The 17,816-nt window shown below is 73.0% G+C and carries 18 protein-coding genes and 1 pseudogene; 13 read left to right on the top strand and 6 right to left on the bottom strand.

Going from position 1 to position 17,816, the window contains the following annotated elements; all coding sequences use genetic code 11:
• The first annotated feature begins 146 nt into the window (after nt 1-146).
• From ACFRCG_RS13710 to ACFRCG_RS13700, 3 genes are all read left to right on the top strand, one after another.
• Nucleotides 147-1,406: an MFS transporter gene (locus ACFRCG_RS13710; RefSeq protein WP_380031128.1), complete on the top strand. Its 1,260-nt coding sequence runs from the start codon at nt 147-149 to the stop codon at nt 1,404-1,406.
• A gap of 74 nt (nt 1,407-1,480) precedes the next feature.
• Complete coding sequence (locus ACFRCG_RS13705) at nt 1,481-1,972, top strand: TetR/AcrR family transcriptional regulator (protein WP_380031260.1); 492 nt, start codon at nt 1,481-1,483, stop codon at nt 1,970-1,972.
• A gap of 67 nt (nt 1,973-2,039) precedes the next feature.
• Nucleotides 2,040-2,465: a YchJ family protein gene (locus tag ACFRCG_RS13700; RefSeq protein WP_380031126.1), complete on the top strand. Its 426-nt coding sequence runs from the start codon at nt 2,040-2,042 to the stop codon at nt 2,463-2,465.
• Between the two features lie 29 nt (nt 2,466-2,494).
• Here the strand turns inward: ACFRCG_RS13700 and ACFRCG_RS13695 are convergent, their stop codons facing one another.
• Nucleotides 2,495-3,322: an MOSC domain-containing protein gene (locus tag ACFRCG_RS13695; protein ID WP_380031258.1), complete on the bottom strand. Its 828-nt coding sequence runs from the start codon at nt 3,320-3,322 to the stop codon at nt 2,495-2,497.
• 88 nt (nt 3,323-3,410) lie between these two features.
• Here ACFRCG_RS13695 and ACFRCG_RS13690 point away from each other — a divergent pair, with 88 nt between their 5' ends.
• Both ACFRCG_RS13690 and ACFRCG_RS13685 read left to right on the top strand, forming a co-directional pair.
• A complete protein-coding gene (locus tag ACFRCG_RS13690) occupies nt 3,411-5,033 on the top strand; it encodes an acyl-CoA dehydrogenase family protein (RefSeq protein ID WP_380031124.1) in 1,623 nt (540 codons plus the stop codon).
• A gap of 57 nt (nt 5,034-5,090) precedes the next feature.
• A complete protein-coding gene (locus ACFRCG_RS13685; RefSeq protein WP_380031122.1) occupies nt 5,091-5,753 on the top strand; it encodes an HAD family hydrolase in 663 nt (220 codons plus the stop codon).
• A 66-nt stretch (nt 5,754-5,819) separates the two neighbouring features.
• Here the strand turns inward: ACFRCG_RS13685 and ACFRCG_RS13680 are convergent, their stop codons facing one another.
• On the bottom strand, nt 5,820-6,527 hold the full coding sequence (locus tag ACFRCG_RS13680; RefSeq protein ID WP_380031120.1) for a TetR/AcrR family transcriptional regulator: 708 nt from the start codon (nt 6,525-6,527) through the stop codon (nt 5,820-5,822).
• A 200-nt stretch (nt 6,528-6,727) separates the two neighbouring features.
• On the opposite strand from ACFRCG_RS13680, the gene ACFRCG_RS13675 reads away from it, so the two are divergent.
• On the top strand, nt 6,728-8,335 hold the full coding sequence (locus ACFRCG_RS13675) for an MFS transporter (protein WP_380031118.1): 1,608 nt from the start codon (nt 6,728-6,730) through the stop codon (nt 8,333-8,335).
• 213 nt (nt 8,336-8,548) lie between these two features.
• Here ACFRCG_RS13675 and ACFRCG_RS13670 read toward each other — a convergent pair whose 3' ends face one another.
• Complete coding sequence (locus tag ACFRCG_RS13670) at nt 8,549-9,445, bottom strand: phosphotransferase family protein (protein WP_380031116.1); 897 nt, start codon at nt 9,443-9,445, stop codon at nt 8,549-8,551.
• A gap of 281 nt (nt 9,446-9,726) precedes the next feature.
• On the opposite strand from ACFRCG_RS13670, the pseudogene ACFRCG_RS13665 reads away from it, so the two are divergent.
• A pseudogene (locus ACFRCG_RS13665) lies at nt 9,727-10,932 on the top strand (MFS transporter); the annotation flags it as partial.
• 38 nt (nt 10,933-10,970) lie between these two features.
• On the top strand, nt 10,971-11,678 hold the full coding sequence (locus ACFRCG_RS13660) for a TetR/AcrR family transcriptional regulator (protein ID WP_380031114.1): 708 nt from the start codon (nt 10,971-10,973) through the stop codon (nt 11,676-11,678).
• Between the two features lie 24 nt (nt 11,679-11,702).
• On the opposite strand, the gene ACFRCG_RS13655 is transcribed toward ACFRCG_RS13660, so the two are convergent.
• On the bottom strand, nt 11,703-11,969 hold the full coding sequence (locus ACFRCG_RS13655) for a helix-turn-helix domain-containing protein (protein WP_380000608.1): 267 nt from the start codon (nt 11,967-11,969) through the stop codon (nt 11,703-11,705).
• A 46-nt stretch (nt 11,970-12,015) separates the two neighbouring features.
• On the opposite strand from ACFRCG_RS13655, the gene map reads away from it, so the two are divergent.
• Nucleotides 12,016-12,783, top strand: a complete 768-nt coding sequence (gene map / locus ACFRCG_RS13650) for a type I methionyl aminopeptidase (RefSeq protein WP_380031112.1) — start codon at nt 12,016-12,018, stop codon at nt 12,781-12,783.
• A gap of 36 nt (nt 12,784-12,819) precedes the next feature.
• Here the strand turns inward: map and ACFRCG_RS13645 are convergent, their stop codons facing one another.
• Nucleotides 12,820-13,749, bottom strand: coding sequence for a Gfo/Idh/MocA family oxidoreductase (locus ACFRCG_RS13645; RefSeq protein ID WP_380031110.1), 930 nt, complete (start codon nt 13,747-13,749; stop codon nt 12,820-12,822).
• A 199-nt stretch (nt 13,750-13,948) separates the two neighbouring features.
• Between ACFRCG_RS13645 and ACFRCG_RS13640 the strand changes: the two genes are divergently transcribed.
• A complete protein-coding gene (locus ACFRCG_RS13640) occupies nt 13,949-14,689 on the top strand; it encodes a L,D-transpeptidase family protein (RefSeq protein WP_380031108.1) in 741 nt (246 codons plus the stop codon).
• Between the two features lie 29 nt (nt 14,690-14,718).
• The gene (locus tag ACFRCG_RS13635) at nt 14,719-15,237 is read left to right on the top strand and encodes an HD domain-containing protein (RefSeq protein WP_380031106.1); all 519 of its coding nucleotides are present in this window, start codon (nt 14,719-14,721) and stop codon (nt 15,235-15,237) included.
• Between the two features lie 83 nt (nt 15,238-15,320).
• Here the strand turns inward: ACFRCG_RS13635 and ACFRCG_RS13630 are convergent, their stop codons facing one another.
• Nucleotides 15,321-16,064, bottom strand: coding sequence for an SDR family NAD(P)-dependent oxidoreductase (locus ACFRCG_RS13630; RefSeq protein ID WP_380031103.1), 744 nt, complete (start codon nt 16,062-16,064; stop codon nt 15,321-15,323).
• Nucleotides 16,065-16,199: 135 nt separating this feature from the next.
• Between ACFRCG_RS13630 and ACFRCG_RS13625 the strand changes: the two genes are divergently transcribed.
• On the top strand, nt 16,200-16,721 hold the full coding sequence (locus tag ACFRCG_RS13625; RefSeq protein WP_380031256.1) for a GNAT family N-acetyltransferase: 522 nt from the start codon (nt 16,200-16,202) through the stop codon (nt 16,719-16,721).
• 146 nt (nt 16,722-16,867) lie between these two features.
• The gene (locus tag ACFRCG_RS13620; RefSeq protein ID WP_380031254.1) at nt 16,868-17,809 is read left to right on the top strand and encodes an acyltransferase domain-containing protein; all 942 of its coding nucleotides are present in this window, start codon (nt 16,868-16,870) and stop codon (nt 17,807-17,809) included.
• Nucleotides 17,810-17,816 lie beyond the last annotated feature (7 nt).

Raw genomic sequence — 17,816 nt, 5'->3', positions numbered from 1 at the left:
CGCGGCGGCCGACCACCGCCGCGCCCGGGCCGGTTCGGCGTGCTCCCGCGCGAAACGGCCCCGGGAAAGCGACTTTGCCGACCGCCTCTCCCGTGATAGAAACTGGAACGAACGTCCCACTTTCTTTTCTATCGACGGGAACTCCCGTGCGTAACCCCTACCGAGACATCTTCACCGCGCCCGGCGCCAAGGGATTCTCGGCGGCCGGCTTCATCGCCCGCATGCCCATCTCGATGACCGGCATCGGCATCGTCACCATGCTCTCCGAACTGCGCGGCGAATACGGTCTGGCCGGTGCGGTGGCGGCCACCTTCGCACTGGCCACCGCGCTGATCGCGCCGCAGGTGTCGCGGATCGTGGACCGCTACGGGCAGGGCCGAATACTTCCGTCGGCCACCGCCGTCAGCGTGTTCGCGATGGGTGCCCTCCTGCTGTGCGCCCGCTACGACGCCCCCGCGTGGACCCTGTTCGTGTGCGCGGTGCCGGCCGGCTGCATGCCGAGCATGGGGGCCATGGTCCGCGCCCGCTGGCTGGTCCTGTACCGCGGCTCGGCGCACCTGCACACGGCGTTCTCGTTCGAGTCCGTGGTCGACGAACTGTGTTTCATCCTGGGCCCGATCATCGCCGTGCAGCTCTCGGTGTCCGTCTTCCCCGAGGCGGGGCCGCTGGCCGCGATCGTCTTCTTCACCGTCGGCGTGCTGCTGTTCACCGTGCAGCGCGGCACCGAGCCCCCACCGCACCCGCGCACCGCCGGCCCGACCAGGTCGGTCATGCGGATCCGGGGGCTCCAGGTGCTCGTGGTCACCCTGATCGCGATCGGCGCCATCTTCGGCACCGTGGACGTGGTCACCATCGCCTTCGCCGAGGAGCACGGCCAACGCGGCAACGCGAGCTTCGTGTTGGCCACCTACGCGGCCGGCTCCTGCATCGCCGGGGTCGCGTTCGGCGCGTTCAGGTTCGCCGCCCCGCTCGCCCGGATGTTGCTGATCAGCGTGGGCTGCACCGCGATCACCATCCTGCCGCTGCTGCTCGTGGGCAACCTGCCCGCACTCGCGGCGACCGTGTTCGTCGCGGGCATGTCCATCTCGCCCACCATGATCCTCACGGTCAGCCTGGTCGAGCGCCTGGTCCCGCCCGCGCGGCTGACCGAGGGCATGACCTGGACCACCACCGGCATCGGCATCGGCGTGGCCGCCGGCTCCTCGCTGTCCGGTCTGGTCGTGGACCACTTCGGCGCCCGGGCCGGCTTCGGCGTCGCGGTCGGCGCGGCCCTCGTCGCGGTCGTGATGGCGCTCGGTGGATACCGTGTGTTGCGGCGGACCGCCCCGCGCGTGGTCGGCACGACCGTCGCACACGGCGGCTCGCTGCCCCAGGCCGCACCCGTACGAGAAGGTGAGTCCCACTGACCGAGGAAGCCGTCGACGGCCGGCGGGCCAAGGGCGAACGCCGGCGCCGCGCGCTGATCGAGGCCACCTTGCGGGTGGTCGAGCGGGACGGCGCCGCGGGGGTCAGCCACCGCTCCGTCTCGCGCGAGGCGGGCCTGCCCACCAGCGCGTCCACGTACTACTTCGCCGGCGTCGACGACCTGCTCACCGCCGCGCTCACCACGTGTATGACCGAGGACGCGGCGCACATCCGGGGGCTCGTCGACGCCCCGGGCGACCCCCGGCGCGCGCTGGCCGAGCACCTGCGGCACATCTGCACCGCCCCCGGTCGGCTGGTCGCCGAGTACGAGTTGTTCCTGCTCGCCGCCCGTCGCCCGGAGTTGCGCGAGTCGACCGACCACTGGACGGCCGCCGTCACCGACTTCGCGCTGCGCTTTTGCGGCGATCCGGTTCGGGTCCGGGTCTTCGTCGGCGCGCTGGACGGGCTGCTCATCCAGGCGCTGCTCACCGACGCGCCGCCGAGCACCGACGAGTGGGAGGCGATGATCCGCGACCTGCTGCCGGGCCCCTGCCTGGCGCCCGCCTGACGCCCGCCCGACCGGCGCGCGGTGCGGTCGCCGGCTCCCCGCCCGCCGGATGGGCCAGAATCGGGTCATGTCCCGACGCACCCCGCGGCCCCGACCGGAGGCCGTCACCGCCGCCTCGCCCTGCCCCTGCGGCCTGTCCGCGACCTATGGCGAGTGCTGCGGCGCCCGCCACGCCGGCTCCCCCGCGCCCACCGCCGAGTCGCTGATGCGCTCGCGCTACAGCGCCTTCGTCGTCGGCGACGAGCCGTACCTGCTGCGCACCTGGCACCCGGACACCCGGCCGGCCCGGGTCGGCCTCGACGACCGCACCCGCTGGCTGGGCCTGGAGGTGCACGGGAGCACCGACGGCGGCTCGTTCCACCAGGAGGGCACGGTCGAGTTCACCGCGACCTACCTCGAACGCGGCAACCGGGGCGAGGTGCGCGAGCACAGCCGCTTCGTCCGGCACGAGGGCGCGTGGGTCTACGTCGGCCCGCTGCCTCCGTCGGCCTAGGCAACCGGTTCGCGCACCGCCCGGGGCGGCTACATCTCCGACTCGCCCCACTCCGTGACCGTGAGTTCGTCGCCCACCGCGACCTTTCCGGGGCGCAGCACGGCGAACTTGCCGCCGAAGGCCACCCCGCCCTGCGGCGCGCGACGGTATGCGGCGAAGGTGCGCAGCGGTTCCGGGCCGGCCTTGGCCCCCGTGCGCTGGTCGACCAGGGTGACCGCGCACCGGATCGCGAGCTTGGCGTAGCCCAGTTCGGCCTCGCCGAGCGTGAACCGGCGGATCCGGTCCTCGGTGTGCGGTTCGGCCCAGCCGTCCACCACGACGTTCGGCCGGAAGCGGCTCATCGGCAGCGGCGCCTCCCCGCGCTCGGCCAGGCGCGCGTGCAGCAGCGCGAGCGAGGCGCGGGAGAGCACGTGCAGGGGGGAGCTGTCCGCGTAGCCGCAGGTGCCCGGTATCGCGCCGTCGGTCACCCGGTCGTGCTCCGGCGGCACCCGGACCAGGCGGCTCGGCACGCCGAGCGCGGCGGACAACCACGCGGCCGGCGCGTCGCCCTGGTCGATGCCCCGATAGGGATCGCCGAACAGGTCCACGTCCCGGCGCGGGCCGTCGGTGTCCACCTCGATCGCGACCGGGTCGGCGTCCGGTCGATGCAGGATCAGCCGTGTGCCGTCGGCGTCGATCTCCGGTCGGATCGACGCCAGGCGCGGATCCCGCCGCTGGGTGCGGAAGACGCCGTCCGGATCGGTCACCATGAAGGTCCGGTCGTGGGCGAGCCCGGCGGGGGTGAGCAGGGTGCGCTCCACCGGGATGCCGGCGCAACCCTTGACCGGGTAGTGGATCAGTTCGACTACGGAGATCATCATCGGAGCCTATCGACGGCCGCGACACGTGCGCCGAGCGGCCGCGCGACCCTTGTTACCGACGCGTAGCACTGCTTGACTACCGGACATGTCGACGCACGAGGTCACCAATCAGGTCCCGGCTCCGACCGCGCGGGAGGCCGCCGCCGATCCGGGCCTGTTCGAGGCCCTGCACCGCGAGCAGGCGGATTGGGCCGAGGCCGAGGTGCGCGAGCTGGGCCTGCGCGCGTGGGACGAACGGGCGCAGGAGTGGGGCCGGTTGGCCAACGAGCACGAGCCGGTCCTGCGCAGCCACGACCGCACCGGGCACCGCATCGACGAGGTCGAGTTCCACCCGGCCTGGCACGAGTTGATGACCGTCGCGATCGAGCACGGCTTGCACGCGAGCCCGTGGCAGGAGGACCGGGTCGGCGCACACGTCGCGCGCGCGGCGAAGTTGTACGCGTGGGGTCAGGTCGAGGCGGGGCACATGTGTCCGCTGTCGATGACCTACGCGTCGGTGCCGGTGCTCCGGATCGAGCCGGAACTGGCCGAGCGCTACGAGCCGTTGCTGGCGGCGCGGACGTACGACTTCGGGTTGCGCGAGCCGACCGCCAAGCGCGGGCTGCTGGCCGGCATGTCGATGACCGAGAAGCAGGGCGGCTCCGACGTACGGACCAACACCACGCTCGCGGCCCCGACGGCGGACGGGTCGTACCGGCTGACCGGGCACAAGTGGTTCACCTCCGCGCCGATGTCCGACCTGTTCCTGACCCTGGCTCAGGCCCCCGGCGGGTTGTCCTGCTTCCTGGTCCCCAGGGTGCTCCCGGACGGCACGCGCAACACGTTCCGGCTGATGCGGCTCAAGGACAAGCTCGGCAACCGGTCGAACGCGTCGGCCGAGATCGAGTACGAGGGCGCGTACGCCCGCCTCGTCGGCGCCGAGGGCGAGGGGGTGCGGACCATCGTCACCATGGTCAACGCCACCCGGCTCGACTGCGTGATCGGCGCGGCCGTCGGGATGCGGGTGGGCGCGGTTCGCGCGGCGCACCACGCGGTACACCGGCGGGCGTTCGGCGCGGCGCTGATCCACCAACCGCTGATGCGCAACGTACTGGCCGACCTGGTGATCGAGTCGGAGGCGGCGACCACGGTGGCGATGCGGCTCGCGGGCGCTGCCGACCGGGCGTTGCGCGGGGATCCGACCGAGGCGGCGTTTCGCCGGATCGCGGTCGCGGTGTCGAAGTACTGGGTGTGCAAGCGCGGTCCGATGCACGCGGCCGAGGCGTTGGAGTGTCTGGGCGGCAACGGCTACGTCGAGGAGTCGGGGCTGCCCCGGCTGTACCGGGAGGCGCCGCTGGTGTCCATCTGGGAGGGCTCCGGCAACGTCGCCGCGCTCGACGCGTTGCGCGCGATGGCCCGCGAACCGGCGTGCGTGGACGCGTACTTCGCCGAGATCGACGCGGTCGCCGGGGCGGATCGCCGACTCGACGCGGCGGCCGCGGCGTTGCGCAAGGAGCTGGCCGATCCGAGCGAGGCGGAGTTCCGGGCCCGGCGGCTCGTCGAGTCGATGGCGGTACTGCTCCAGGGCGCGCTGCTCGTGCGGTACGCGAGCCCGGCGGCCGACGCGTTCTGCGCGACGCGGTTGGCCCGCGAGGGCGGCCACGCCTTCGGCACGCTGCCGGCGGGCACCGACGCGGCGCCACTGCTGGCCCGGGTCCCCGGTGCGTAGCGCGACGGGGACGGCGACGGGGACCGTGACCGGGACCCACGCTCTATGCTCCCGCTCATGATCAACTCTGTCGGACTTGTCATCTTCGACTGCGACGGCGTCCTCGTGGACAGCGAGCCGATCGCCATCCGGGTGCACGTGGCGCTCGGCGCCGAGCACGGCTGGCCGCTGACCCCCGCCGACGTGATCGAGCGGTTCGTCGGCCGTTCGTCGACGGCGATCGCCGAGCAGATCGCCGAGCGGGTCGGGCCGGACGTGGCCGCCGAGTGGACCCGGGGCTTCGAGGCGCGGCACCGGGACGAGGTGGAGGCGGGCCTGAGTCCGGTCGAGGGCATCGAGTACGCCGTGGACACCCTCGCCGACCTGGGCCTGCCCACGTGCGTGGCCTCCAGCGGCAGCCACGACAAGATGGCCCACACCCTCGGCCGAACCGGCCTGTACGACCGCTTCGCGGGCCGGATATTCAGCGCGACCGAGGTCGCTCACGGCAAGCCCGCCCCCGACGTCTTCCTCCACGCCGCGGCCCGGATGGGCGTCGCCCCGGAACACTGCGTCGTGGTCGAGGACAGCCTCAACGGCCTACGCGCCGCCCGCGCGGCGGGCATGCGCTCATTCGCCTACGCGGGCGACCTGGTGCCTCCGCACCTGCTGGAGGGCCCGACCACCACGGTCTTCAAGTCGATGCGAGACCTGCCGGCCCTGATCACCGGCACTCCCTGACCCACGGCACGGACGGCCCGCCGGGGCGGTCGGCGGGGGCGGCCGGTGGCGGCTGCCCGCTCCGGGTCAGGCCTGGTTGGTCGCGATCACTCGGGCGACCACCTCGACCGCCCGGGGGGCCGGTACACCGAGGGCCACCAGAGCCGCCACCGCCTGGTCCCCGGCGGTGACCACGATGTCCGTCTCGGCCGCCTGGAGGAGCGCGACGCACATCCCCTCCACCGCGAGCGCCAGCACCGACGCGGGCAGATGGTCCGCGAATACGCCACTGCGCTGGCCGGCCGCGATCAGCTCGATCGAGCGCTCCCGGACCGGTGCCAGCATGGCCGGGATCCCGCCGTCCTCCAGGTTGCGCTGGGCGAAGCTGATCAGCAGCCGATAACGCTCCCCGCCCTCCCACGCGGCGAGATCGAACCGCGCCACCGCCTCCTCGGGCGAGTCGCCGGCACGGCGCGCACCCTCGACCGCGGCCAGGATGTCCCGCCGCGCCTCCTCCGCGAGACCCGCGACCAGCGCCTCCCGGCTCGGGAAGTGCCCGTACACGGTGCGCCGCACCACTCCCGCCGCGCGTGCGATGTCGTCCATCGACGCGTCGGCGTCGCGGATCAGTTCGCTGCGGGCCACCGCCAGGATCCGTTCCCGGTTCGACTGCGCGTTGCGCCGACGCGGCGGCGCACTCGCGGCGGCGGGCGCCGCGGGCGCGTCGCCGACCGCTGCGGGTCCGGCCGCTGCGGCACCGGCCGGAATCCGTGCGGCGCCCGGTTTCGTCTCCATCGCGCGTTCCTCCCTGGGGTGACCTGGAGCCTGCCAGAGATCCGGCCCCGTCGGCACCGACACTCCGTCCCGAAGCGACGAATCGCCTGATTCACCCGACTCGTTCCACAATATTTGCACAGCCGTGTGCAATCAACTAAGTTGCACATCGTTGTGCAATTACTGCGGCTGCGCCGGCCGCCTGCCCCGAAAGGCGTTCGATGTCCGTCTTCGCCACCACGCCGGTCGATCGCATGGACCGGCCGTACACCCGCCGCTGGTGGGCCCTGGGCGTGCTCTGCCTGAGCCTGCTGATCATCGTCATGGCCAACACCTCGCTGATCGTGGCGGCTCCCGACATGACCCGCGATCTGGGCCTGTCCAGCCGCGACCTGCAATGGGTGATCGACGCCTACACCGTCCCGTACGCGGCGCTGATGCTCGTGCTCGGCGCGATCGGCGACAAGTACAGTCGCCGCGGCGCGCTCATCACCGGCCTGGTGGTGTTCGCCGCGGGCTCCGTCGCCGGTTCCCTGGTGCACTCGACCAGCGGCGTGATCATCGCCCGCGCGGTGATGGGCCTGGGCGCCGCGGTGATCATGCCCGCGACCCTGTCCCTGCTGGTCGCGTCCTTCCCGCGCAGCGAGCGGGCCAAGGCGATCACCGCGTGGACCGCGACCTCGGGCCTGGCGATCGCCCTCGGCCCGCTGATCGCCGGCTGGCTCCTGGAGCGCCACGCGTGGGGTTCGACCTTCCTGATCAACGTGCCCGTCGCGCTGATCGCCCTGGTCGCCGCGCTGTTCGTGGTCCCACCGTCGAAGGCGCACGACTACGGTCGGCTCGACCTGGTCGGCGGCGCGCTGTCCATCGTCACGCTCGGCTCACTGGTGTACGCGATCATCGAGGGCCCGCACTTCGGCTGGGGCACCGGCCCGGTGACCGCGCTGGTCCTCTTCGTCCTGGGCCTCGGCTCGTTCATCGGCTGGGAACTGCGGCACCCGCGCCCGATCTTCGACCTGCGCAAGTTCGGCGAGCGGGTCTTCTCCGGGTCGATGCTCGCCGTACTGCTGTTCTTCCTGGGCACCTTCGGCGCGATCTACTTCCTCACCCAGCACCTCCAGTTCGTGCTCGGCTACAGCCCGCTGGAGACCGGCGTACGACTGCTGCCGCTGGCCGGCGCGGTCTGCCTGGGCGCGATCGCCACCGGGCAGCTCACCCCGCGGCTCGGCATGCGGGTGACGGTGACCGGAGGGATGGCCCTCGGCACCCTCGGGGTACTGCTGATGACCCGGGTCTCGGACGGCTCCGGCTACACCGACTTCCTCGCCCCGCTGCTTCTGCTCGGCCTCGCGATCGGACTGAGCGTGTCGCCCTGCACGGAGGCGATCATGGGCTCGTTCCCGGAGAACGAACTGGGCGCGGGCGGCGGCGTCAACGACACCGCGGTGGAACTCGGCGGCGCCCTCGGCATCGCGATCCTGGGCTCGGTACTGGCCACCTCGTACGAGTCGGAGTTGACCAAGGCCGTAGACGGCAAGCTGCCACCGGAGGCCATGAACGCGGCCCAGGACTCCATCGGCGGCGCCCTGGCCGCAGCCGAACAGGTAGGCCACGTAGCCGGCCCCCAACAGGCCCAGGCCCTGATCCAAGCCGCCGACCACGCCTTCACCCAGGCGGTGGCCCACACCAGCCTGATCGGCGGAATCATCCTGGCAACAGGCACGATCCTGGTCGCCCTGATCCTCCCGAACAACACAAAAACATCCCAAATGCATGCAATTCAAGAGAAAGACTCAGCCCTCAACTCCACAAAACAGCCAGTCGCCTAGCCCCCGGGGCCCTCACCCGCAACAGACAGGGCCCAGGGCGGATCGCCGGCGAGTGCGCGCGCCCGCCGGGCGGGGCAGCCCGGATCCTGGGCGCCGACGCACCCCGGAGGCCGCGCGCGTCGGATGGCGCTCGACCCAGTGGCCGGGTCGGCGCCACCGACGCGCACACCAAAAACAACGGGCGGAGCGGGCGGGCACGCACACCAACCCAACTCAGCCAAGGCGCAACCGCAGCGCACCCCTGACCGCCCGCCCCACCCACGCCTCGAAGCGCTGCCACTCCACCAGCTCGGCCCCCGTACGAGGCTCCGGCCAATCCAACAGCGCGTCCCCCGCGTCCAGCAGGTCCCAGTACGGATGGTGCTCCGCCACCCGCCCGGAGGCCTTCGCGTACGCGGGCAGGAACTCCTCCGCCACCGCCACCCCGTGGGTGAGCGCCAGGTTGAGCCGCATCCGAGCCAGGTCCACCCCGCGCGGACCGACACAGCCCGTGGTCCAGTCGACCACCCCGCCGATCTCCTCGCCCAGCCACAGCAGTTGCCCACCGTGGAAGTCCCGGTGGATGAACCCCGGCACGGCCGGCGGCGGTTCCTCGGCAAGCGTGGCGAACATGCGCTGCCACACGTGCGGCCGGGTGGTCCACGCCGGTACCGTCCGCGCCCCGTCGACGGCCGGATCGTAGTAGGTGGCGTATTCCACCAAATCCGCCCCGCTCGCATCGACCGCGTGGATCGCCGCCAACACCTCGGCCGCCCGGTCCATCAGTACGGCCGGGTCCGCCGGCGGCTCCGGTGTACCCGGCACCCGCGTGGTCAACAGCGCCGGCTCCGCCCCCGCCAACCGCGCCGCGACCAACTCCGGTGCGGGGACCGGGGTTTCGGCGAGCAGACGCAGCGTGTGAGCCTCCTGCTCGGGGCGGTACCACGGGTCCCGGGCCAGCCGCTCCGCGTCGTGGAAAACCCGCAGGACCAGATCGCCGACCGTGTAGAGCCGGTTGGCACCGACCCCCATGGGCTCGACCGGCAGATCCCCCACGATCTCCCGCAACCAGGCGAGGGTTTCGGCATTCGGCATCGGTTCGGACTCGGACTCGGCCACGGGCACGGACACGGATCGGGCTCCTGTTCGGCGACGGGTTCACTCGCCGGCGGTCGCCGACACGGCGCCGCCCGACGACAAGCCTGCCACGTACCGCCTCCGCGCTTGAACTTCACACATGTTGACTTCAAGGCACACCCCTCGCCAAGATGACTTAGGCAAGCCTTACTTCACCGATCCGGGGGTGGCCGCATGGCCAAGGACGCGCATACGGATCCCACCGCCGGCGCCACACGTCCCACCGACACGACCGACGCCGACGAAAACTCGCGGCTGGTTGATTTCGCGGCCTCCAGGGCATCGGCGCGGCGATGTTGCTCGCCACCGGACTGCCGTTGATCGCCCAGGCGTACCGGGGCCAACGCCGCAACATGGCCATCGCGACGTGGGGTTCCGTCCTGGGCGCGTGCGCGGCGGTCGCCCCGCTGCTCGGCGGCCTGCTCGTGGACGTGGCGAACTGGCGATGGATGTTCCCGGTCAACGTCCCGATCGGGCTCGTCGCGTTCGCCCTGGCCGCGGCGAGGCTGCCCCGGGAGCGGCCGGCGCCGCAGGCCGGTCCGATCGACCGCACGGGCGCGATCGTGCTCGTGCTCATGTGGGGGCTGCCGAACCTGACCGTCACGCGTGGCGACGCGGTGGGCTGGACCGCGCCCGCGATCCTGGGTGGTTTCGTCGGCGTCGCCCTCCTGCCGACCGGCTTCGTCCTGGTCGAACGGCGGGCGGCGGCGCCGATGTTGGACCCGGCCCTGTTCCGGATCCCGACCTTCGTCGGCGCGTTGTCGATCTCATTCCTGTCCCGCTTCGTGACGGTCGGCTCGTCGGTGTACTTCCTGCTCTACTTCCAGGGCGCGTTGGATCTGTCGCCGCTGGAGTCCGGGCTCCTCCTGCTGCCGATCTTCGTCCCGCAGTTGTGCCTGGGCCTGGTCGCGGGCCGGTTGCAGGGGCGCTTCGCGGCGGCGCACATCATCGCGGCGGGCTTCGTCGGCCTCGCGCTCGGCGCGCTGCTGATGGGCCTGACGTTCACCCCCGACGCGTCCTGGCCGGCGCTGCTGCCGGGCCTGTTCGTCTGGGGCGTCGGTGGTGGCATCGCGTCGAGTCCGGTGATGTCGATCGCGGTGAACACGGTGCCGGTCGAGCGCGCCGGAATGGCCTCCGGGACCGCGAACGGGCTCTTCCCCATCGGTGCGGCGGTGGGCATCGCCGCGCTCGGCGTGCCGTTCTCGGCCCGATTCGACGCGGAGTTCGGTACGCCGGCGGGCGTGCCGGACCCGATCCGCGCCGAGATCGTGGCCGCCGCGCGCAACGGGGACACGGACCGGATCCGCGAGGCGACGCCGGCCCACGCCGGCGAGGCGGTGTCGGCGGCGATCGACCACGCGTACGCGGCGGGCGCCTCGGCGGTGATGTACACCGTCGCCGCGCTCGCCCTGATCACCGCCGCCCTCGCCCCGGCCCTGATCCGGCAGCACGATCTGCACCTCGCCGACGACGAGGGATAGCCCCGGGGCAAGCGGGCGCCGCCGCCTATCCTGGCCCCATGTCCACCGGCCCCACCCGCAAGCGCCCCACCCATCGCGGCGGGCGGCCCACCCTCACCCGCGAGGGCATCGGGCGCGCCGCGCTGGAGCTGGTCGCGCGCGACGGCGGGGCAGAGTTGACCATGCGCTCGCTCGCGGCACATCTGGGCGTGTCGCCGCGCGCGCTGTACAACTACGCCGTCGACCGCCGCGCCGTGCTCGAACTGGCCGCGCTGGCCTGGCAGTCCGACTGGCGGATCCCGACCCTGGACCCGGCCCGACCCGCCGACGGCGTGCGCGATCTGTGCGCCGCGATGCGCGCGTGGTACCGCCTGCACCCGCGCGCGGTGACCATCGCCGTCGACGAGAACCTGACCGCCGCCGTGCACCCCCGCACGCTGCGCAACAACGAGGCGATCCTGACCTTCCTGGTCGCCATCGGCCTGGATCCGGCGACCGCGAACCGGATCTTCCGCGAACTGGTCCTGCGCGTCGCGGCCTTCGTCCGGCTCAACGACGCGTGGCACGACGCACCGCCGGCCGGCCTCGACCCGCCGACCTGGGACGCCGCCCCCGCCGCCCGGCTCGCGACGGACCCGCCCGCCGACCTGCCCACCACCGCCCGCATCGCCGCGACGGCCCCGGTGGACTCGGTCGACGAACAGTTCGCCTTCACGATCGACCTGCTCGTACAGAACATCGAAACGCTGCTCCGCCCGGCGCCCTGAGCAAACCCGGGGTGTCTTCGAGCTCTAAGCGGAAAGCGCGTCCGGATCGGGGATCGCGCACACCGCCGCGACCTCGTCCAGCGACAGCCCCAGCTCCAGGGCCAGCGCCGCGATCGTGAAGAACGCGGGGGTCGGCGCCCGGCCGGTCTCGATCTTGCGCAGCGTCTCCGGCGACAGTCCGGCCGCGACGGCGACGTGGCCGATGCTGCGTTCGCCGCGCGCGCCGCGCAGCAGCGCGCCCAGTTGCAGGCCGCGCGCTCGTTCCAGTGGGGTCAGCGGGGTTCGCACCATGACCGTGATACTAATACCGGTATAAGAATTGGTCGAGGAGGGACCCATGGTCGAAATCAAGACCCGAGCCGAAATAGCCGCCATGCGCGAGGCCGGGAGAGTCGTGGGACAGGCCCTGGAGGCGACCCGCAAGGTCGCCGCCATCGGCGTGTCGCTGAAGGAACTGGACGAGGTCGCGCACACGATCCTGCGCGAGGCCGGGGCCACGTCCCCGTTCCTGGGCTACCGGCCGTCGTTCGCGCCCGTCCCGTTCCCGGGCGTGATCTGCGCCTCGGTCAACGACGCGGTGGTGCACGGCATCCCGACCGACTACCGGCTGCGCGACGGCGACCTGGTCAGCATCGACTGCGGCGCGACCCTGCGCGGTTGGACCGGCGACGCCGCGATCACCTTCACGGTCGGCACGCCGCGCCCGAAGGACCTGACACTGATCGCCGACACCCGACGCGCACTCGAGGCGGGCATCGCGGCGGCCGTACCCGGCGGCCGGTTGAGCGACATCTCCGCCGCGATCGGCGCGGTCGCCCGCGGGGCCGGCTACGGCATGCCGCGCGACTGGGGCGGCCACGGCATCGGCCGCACGATGCACGAGGACCCGCACGTGCACAACGAGGGCCGCCCCGGCCGCGGCATGGCGCTGCGCCCCGGCCTGACCCTGGCCCTGGAGCCGATGTTGCTCGCCGGCGGCAAGGACGCGTGCTACACCGCCCGGGACGGCTGGACGTTCCACACCAGCGACGGCTCCCGCGCCGCGCACATCGAACACACCATCGCGATCACCGAGGACGGCCCGCAGATCCTGACCCTGCCCTGAACCCACGCCGCCGGAGCCCTCGGCCCCGCCCCGGCCCTACCCCACCCGAACCGTGCGCCCCTCGCGCCGGGACACCACACACGCCTCGGCCACGGCCTGCGCCGCGAGCGCGTCGCCGCCCGGACAGGGGCTGGCGACGCGACCGGCGGCCATCGCCACGAACGCGGCCAGCTCCGCACGGTAGGCGTCACCGAATCGGGTCAGGAAGTCGCCCTCGGTGACGCCGCCGCAGGCATGGGTCCCGGCGGTGCCGGCCACTTCCAGCCGCACGTCGTAGCCCGGCTCGTGCCGCCGACCCGCGTGCGCGGTGCCGAGCGTGCCGTCGGCGAGCCGGAACAGCACCGCCGACACGTCGACGTCGTCGTGCTCCCGGAACACCGCCGCGTCCCGGTTCGCCCCGATCGCGGTCACCTCGACGATCGGCACACCGGTCACCCACGGCACGATGTCGAAGTCGTGGATGTGCGTGTCCCGATAGATGCCGCCCGAGGTCGGCACGAACGCGGCGGGCGGCGGGCGACGATCCACACTCACCGCGTGCACCCGGGTCACCGTGCCGAGTCCGCCGGCCTCGACCGCCGCGCGCGCCGCGACGTACATCGGGTCGAACCGGCGCTGGAAACCCACCTGGAGCCCGGCCCCGCGCGCCTCCACATACGCCACCGCCTCGCGCGCGACGATCGGGTCGAGCGCGATCGGCTTCTCGCACAGGATCGGCAACTTCGCGTCCGCCGCCGCCCGCAGCAGCGCGACATGCGCCGAGGTCGGCGCGGCGACCACCACGGCGTCCACCGCCGCGAACACCTCGTCGAGCCCGACCGCCGCGACGCCGGCCGCCCGGGCGAACTCCTCGGCCCGCCCCCGATCCACATCCGCGACCACGACCCGCTCGACCGCCGCGATCGCGCTCAACGCCCGGGCGTGAAACCCCCCGATCCGCCCGACGCCGACCACTCCGACCCGCATACCGCCCCCTTGCACACCCACACCACCCGGGCCAACCGGACCACCAAAACCCAACCACACCCGCGCCCACGCCCCGAACCCGTCTCCCCGCACCACGCCCACCATCGAGTGACCCCGAACACCACCGACCGAGTGGCACCGACGAACACACCGCCGGCGCTGCCGGAATGACTCGCCCGAAGGGGGTAGTCGTGGAGGAATGACCATCCCCCGCCGCTCGCTGTTCCTGACCGTCCCGGCCGCACTGGCCCTCTCCGGCCTGCCCTCGGCCCGGCACGCGGCCGCCGACGCCCCGGATTCCACCGCGACGCTCCCGCCCGCGCCCGCCCGAGCCGGCGTTCCCCTCCCCGCCGCCATCGGCGCCCGCCTGGCGGCGCGAATCCCGCCCGAGACCGCCCAGTTGTTGCTGGTCGTCGGCGACGGCCGGGACGCGGACTCCGGCACCGCCTCGTTCTGGACCCGCGAGTTCGACGGCTGGCGGGCCCGCGACGCGTGGCCCGCGCACAACGGCCGGGAAGGCTGGACGTTCGACCACCACGAGGACGACCTGCGCACGCCGATCGGCGTGTACACCCTGACCGACGCCGGCGGCGTGCGCCCCGATCCCGGCACCCGGCTGTCCTACGACCGCTCCGACGACTTCACGATCGACGGCACCGGCTTCGCCGGCGAGCCCTTGGCCGGCACCTTCGACCACGTGATCGCGATCGACTACAACCGGGTCCCCGGGACTTCGCCGCTGGACCCGGTCCGCCCGCGCGGCGACGCGTTCGGCGGCGACATCTGGCTGCACATCGACCACGGCGGCGCCACCCACGGCTGCGTCACCCTGCCCGCCGAGGCGCTGGTGTCGCTGCTGCGCGTCCTGGACCCGGCCGCGCACCCGGTCGTGGTGCTCGGCGACGGCCCGGCACTGGCCCAGGACGGCCCCGCTTCCTGACCTCGCGGCAAGGCTCTTACCCTGTCCGGGTGACCTCCGCCAAGCTCCGTCCGCTGCCCGCCGAAGTGATCACCCTGCTGGATCAACTCACCCCCTGTCCCCGCCTGGTCGAACATCTGCGCATCGTGCACGACGTGGCGTGCCGGCTGTGCGACTGGGTCGCGGCGACCTTCCCGGAACTGGCCTTCGACCGTGACGCGGTGCTGTTCGGCGCCGCCACCCACGACATCGGCAAGACCCTGCACCCGGAGGAGTTGTCCGGGCCGGGTTCGTGTCACGAGCAGGCCGGCTACGACCTGCTCACCGCCCAGGGGGTGTCCCCGTCCCGAGCCCGTTTCGCCCGCACGCACGCGGCCTGGAACCCGACCGACCCGGACGAACTCCTGGTCAGCCTGTCCGACAAGGTGTGGAAGGGGAGGCGGGTGGCCGCCCTGGAACAGGACCTGATCACGCTCCTCGCGACCGCCTCGGGCCGCCCGGAGTGGGAAATCTTCCAGGCGCTCGACGACTTCGCGACCACGATCGAAACCGACTCGCTCCTGTTCTGACCCCGCCCGCCGAACCGCCCCGCGAAACCACACCGTCGCCCCGCCCCACGACGCTCCGCCCCGCGCGACGCACCACCCACCGCTCAGCGCGGCAACCGCCGCCACAGCGCCCGAGGCAGCACCCGCATCCCGGCGAACACCGGCCGCAGTGTGCCCGGCACCCACACCTCGCCCCGGCCCCGCACCAGCGCCCGCACGGTCGCGTCCGCCACCTGCTCCGGCGTGCTGGACAACGGCGCCGGCGACATGCCTTGGGTCATCCGTCCCACCACGAACCCGGGCCGAACCAGCAACAGCCGTACCCCGCTGCCCGCGAGCGCGTCGGCCAGACCACTCGCGAAGCCGTCCAGACCGGCCTTGGCCGAGCCGTAGACGTAGTTCGCCCGCCGTACCCGGACCCCGGCCACCGAGGAGAAGACCACCAGCCGACCGTGCCCCTGCGCGCGCAACACGGCGGCAAGGTGCGTCAGTACGCTCACATGCGCGGTGTAATCGGTGTGCACCACCGCGACCGCGTGCGCCGCGTCGACCTCGGCCCGGCGCTGATCGCCCAGGACGCCGAACGCGGTGACCACGACGTCCAGGGCCCCGTGCCGGGCGATCACGTCGTCCAGCATCGGCCGATGCGTGGCCAGATCGTCCGCGTCGAACTCGACCCGGTCGACCCGCCGGGCGCCGGCCTCGAGCAGCCGCGCCTCCTCGTCGTCGAGGTCGTTACTGCGCCGCGCCGCCAGCACGACGGTGCGCGCCCCGCGAGCGATCAGCCGCTCCGCGACCGCCACCCCGATCTCACTGCGGCCTCCGAGGACCAAAACGGTTCCACTCACGGGCACAGTCTGCCGGATTCCCGGCCCGCGCCCGCTCCCCGTACCCGGCGCCGACTCAATAGCCTTGTCCGCGTGACGCCGAACCCGAACCCGAACCAGGCCGCGCGCACCGACCCGGCCCCGGACCCTCGACCCATCGTGCTGCGCGGAGCCGAGGCCGCCGCGTCCGCGGCCGAACCGCTGCGGGCGATCCTGGCCGAGCTGATCCGCGACGGCGCCGCACTCGGCTGGGTGGATCCACCGGACCTCGCCGAGGTGGGCGACCTGCTCACCGGCCTCGCCCAGGCGCAGCGGTCGGGCGACGCCGCGCTGCGGTTCGCGTACGCGGGCGAGGAACTGCTCGGGTTCGGCTACTGGCGGCGCTACACCCGGCCGACCCATCGGCCCAACGCCGACCTGGAGAAGCTCGCGGTGGCGCTGCCCGCGCACGGCCGCGGCATCGGCCGGCGGCTCACCGAGGCGTTGCTCGACGACGCGCGGGCCGCGGCGGTCGAGATCCTCACTCTCGACGCCCGGGGCGACAACGTCGGCGCGCTGCGGCTGTACCGCTCGCTCGGCTTCGTCGAGTACGGCCGGCTGCACGACTTCGTCGCGGTCGGCGCGCGCCGCTACGACAAGTACTTCTACTCGATCGACCTGCGCGCCTCCGTCGCGTGATCGGCCGCCCGCGGGGCCGCAGGGCCGCGGCCGGCGCGGAGCCGGGCCGCCCGCGTCCGCAACCATTACCGGCCGCGCCCACGACGGTGTCGGACACCGCGGCGGTGCTGCGCGCGGACGCGCCGGCGGCGGCCTGGGTCGCGGCGTTGAACGAGGCCGAGGCCGACGGCCGGATCGAGGTCGAGCTGCCCGCCGGCGACCGGCTGGCCGCGGTGCTCCTGGATCTGTCCGTCCCGCACGAGGACGTCAACGAACTGCTCTCCGCCCGGTCCGTACTGCTCGCCGATCCGGTGCTGCGCGAGCTGTTCGAACGGGCCGTCCGGGTGCTGGTGGCCGACATGGGCACGCCGACGCGGCGCCGCCCCTTCCCGCCGCTGCCGGCGGCGTCGGGCGTGGCGGGCCGGTGGTTCCACGTGTATGTGTACGTCGCCGCGCTGCCGCACGTACTGGCCCACCACCACGGGCTCGGCATCCCGCCCGAGGTGTCCCGCCGCACCCTCGCCGACCTGGGCCGGCACCTGGCGCTGCATCGGCGCAGGCACGGCTCGGGCGGGCTGAGCGCGCGGCACTGGCCGGGTTACCACTTCCGCGGCGAGCTGTACCAGCTCGGCCGGCTCCAGTTCCAACGTTCGACGATGCGCGAGAGGGCGGCGGCGAGCGCCACGGCGCTCGGGCTCGACCACGGGCCCGAGGACCCCGCGCTGGAGCTGCACATCCCGGATTTCCTCGGCCCGATGTCCCCGGCGGCGTGCGACGAGTCGTTGGACCTCGCCCGCGCGTTCTTCCCGCGCCACTACCCGGGCGAGCGCTACACGGTCGCGGTGTGCGGTTCATGGCTGCTCGACCCGCAGTTGGCCGAGTATCTGCCGCCCGAGTCCAACATCATCCGCTTCCAACGCCGCTTCCACCTGTACTCGGACCCGGCCGGACCCCGGCCCGACGACACCGCCCCGATCGGCTTCGTCTTCGGCAACCCCGACCTACCCACCGCGTCCCTCCCCCGGAACACATCCCTGCAACGCGCGATCGGCGACCACCTACGCACCGGCCGCCACTGGCACGTACGCACCGGCTGGTTCGAGTTGTGACCCCCTC

The sequence above is a fragment of the Embleya sp. NPDC056575 genome (assembly GCF_042793325.1).
GTDB lineage: Bacteria > Actinomycetota > Actinomycetes > Streptomycetales > Streptomycetaceae > Embleya.
This window is presented reverse-complemented; position numbering and strand designations above follow the sequence as displayed.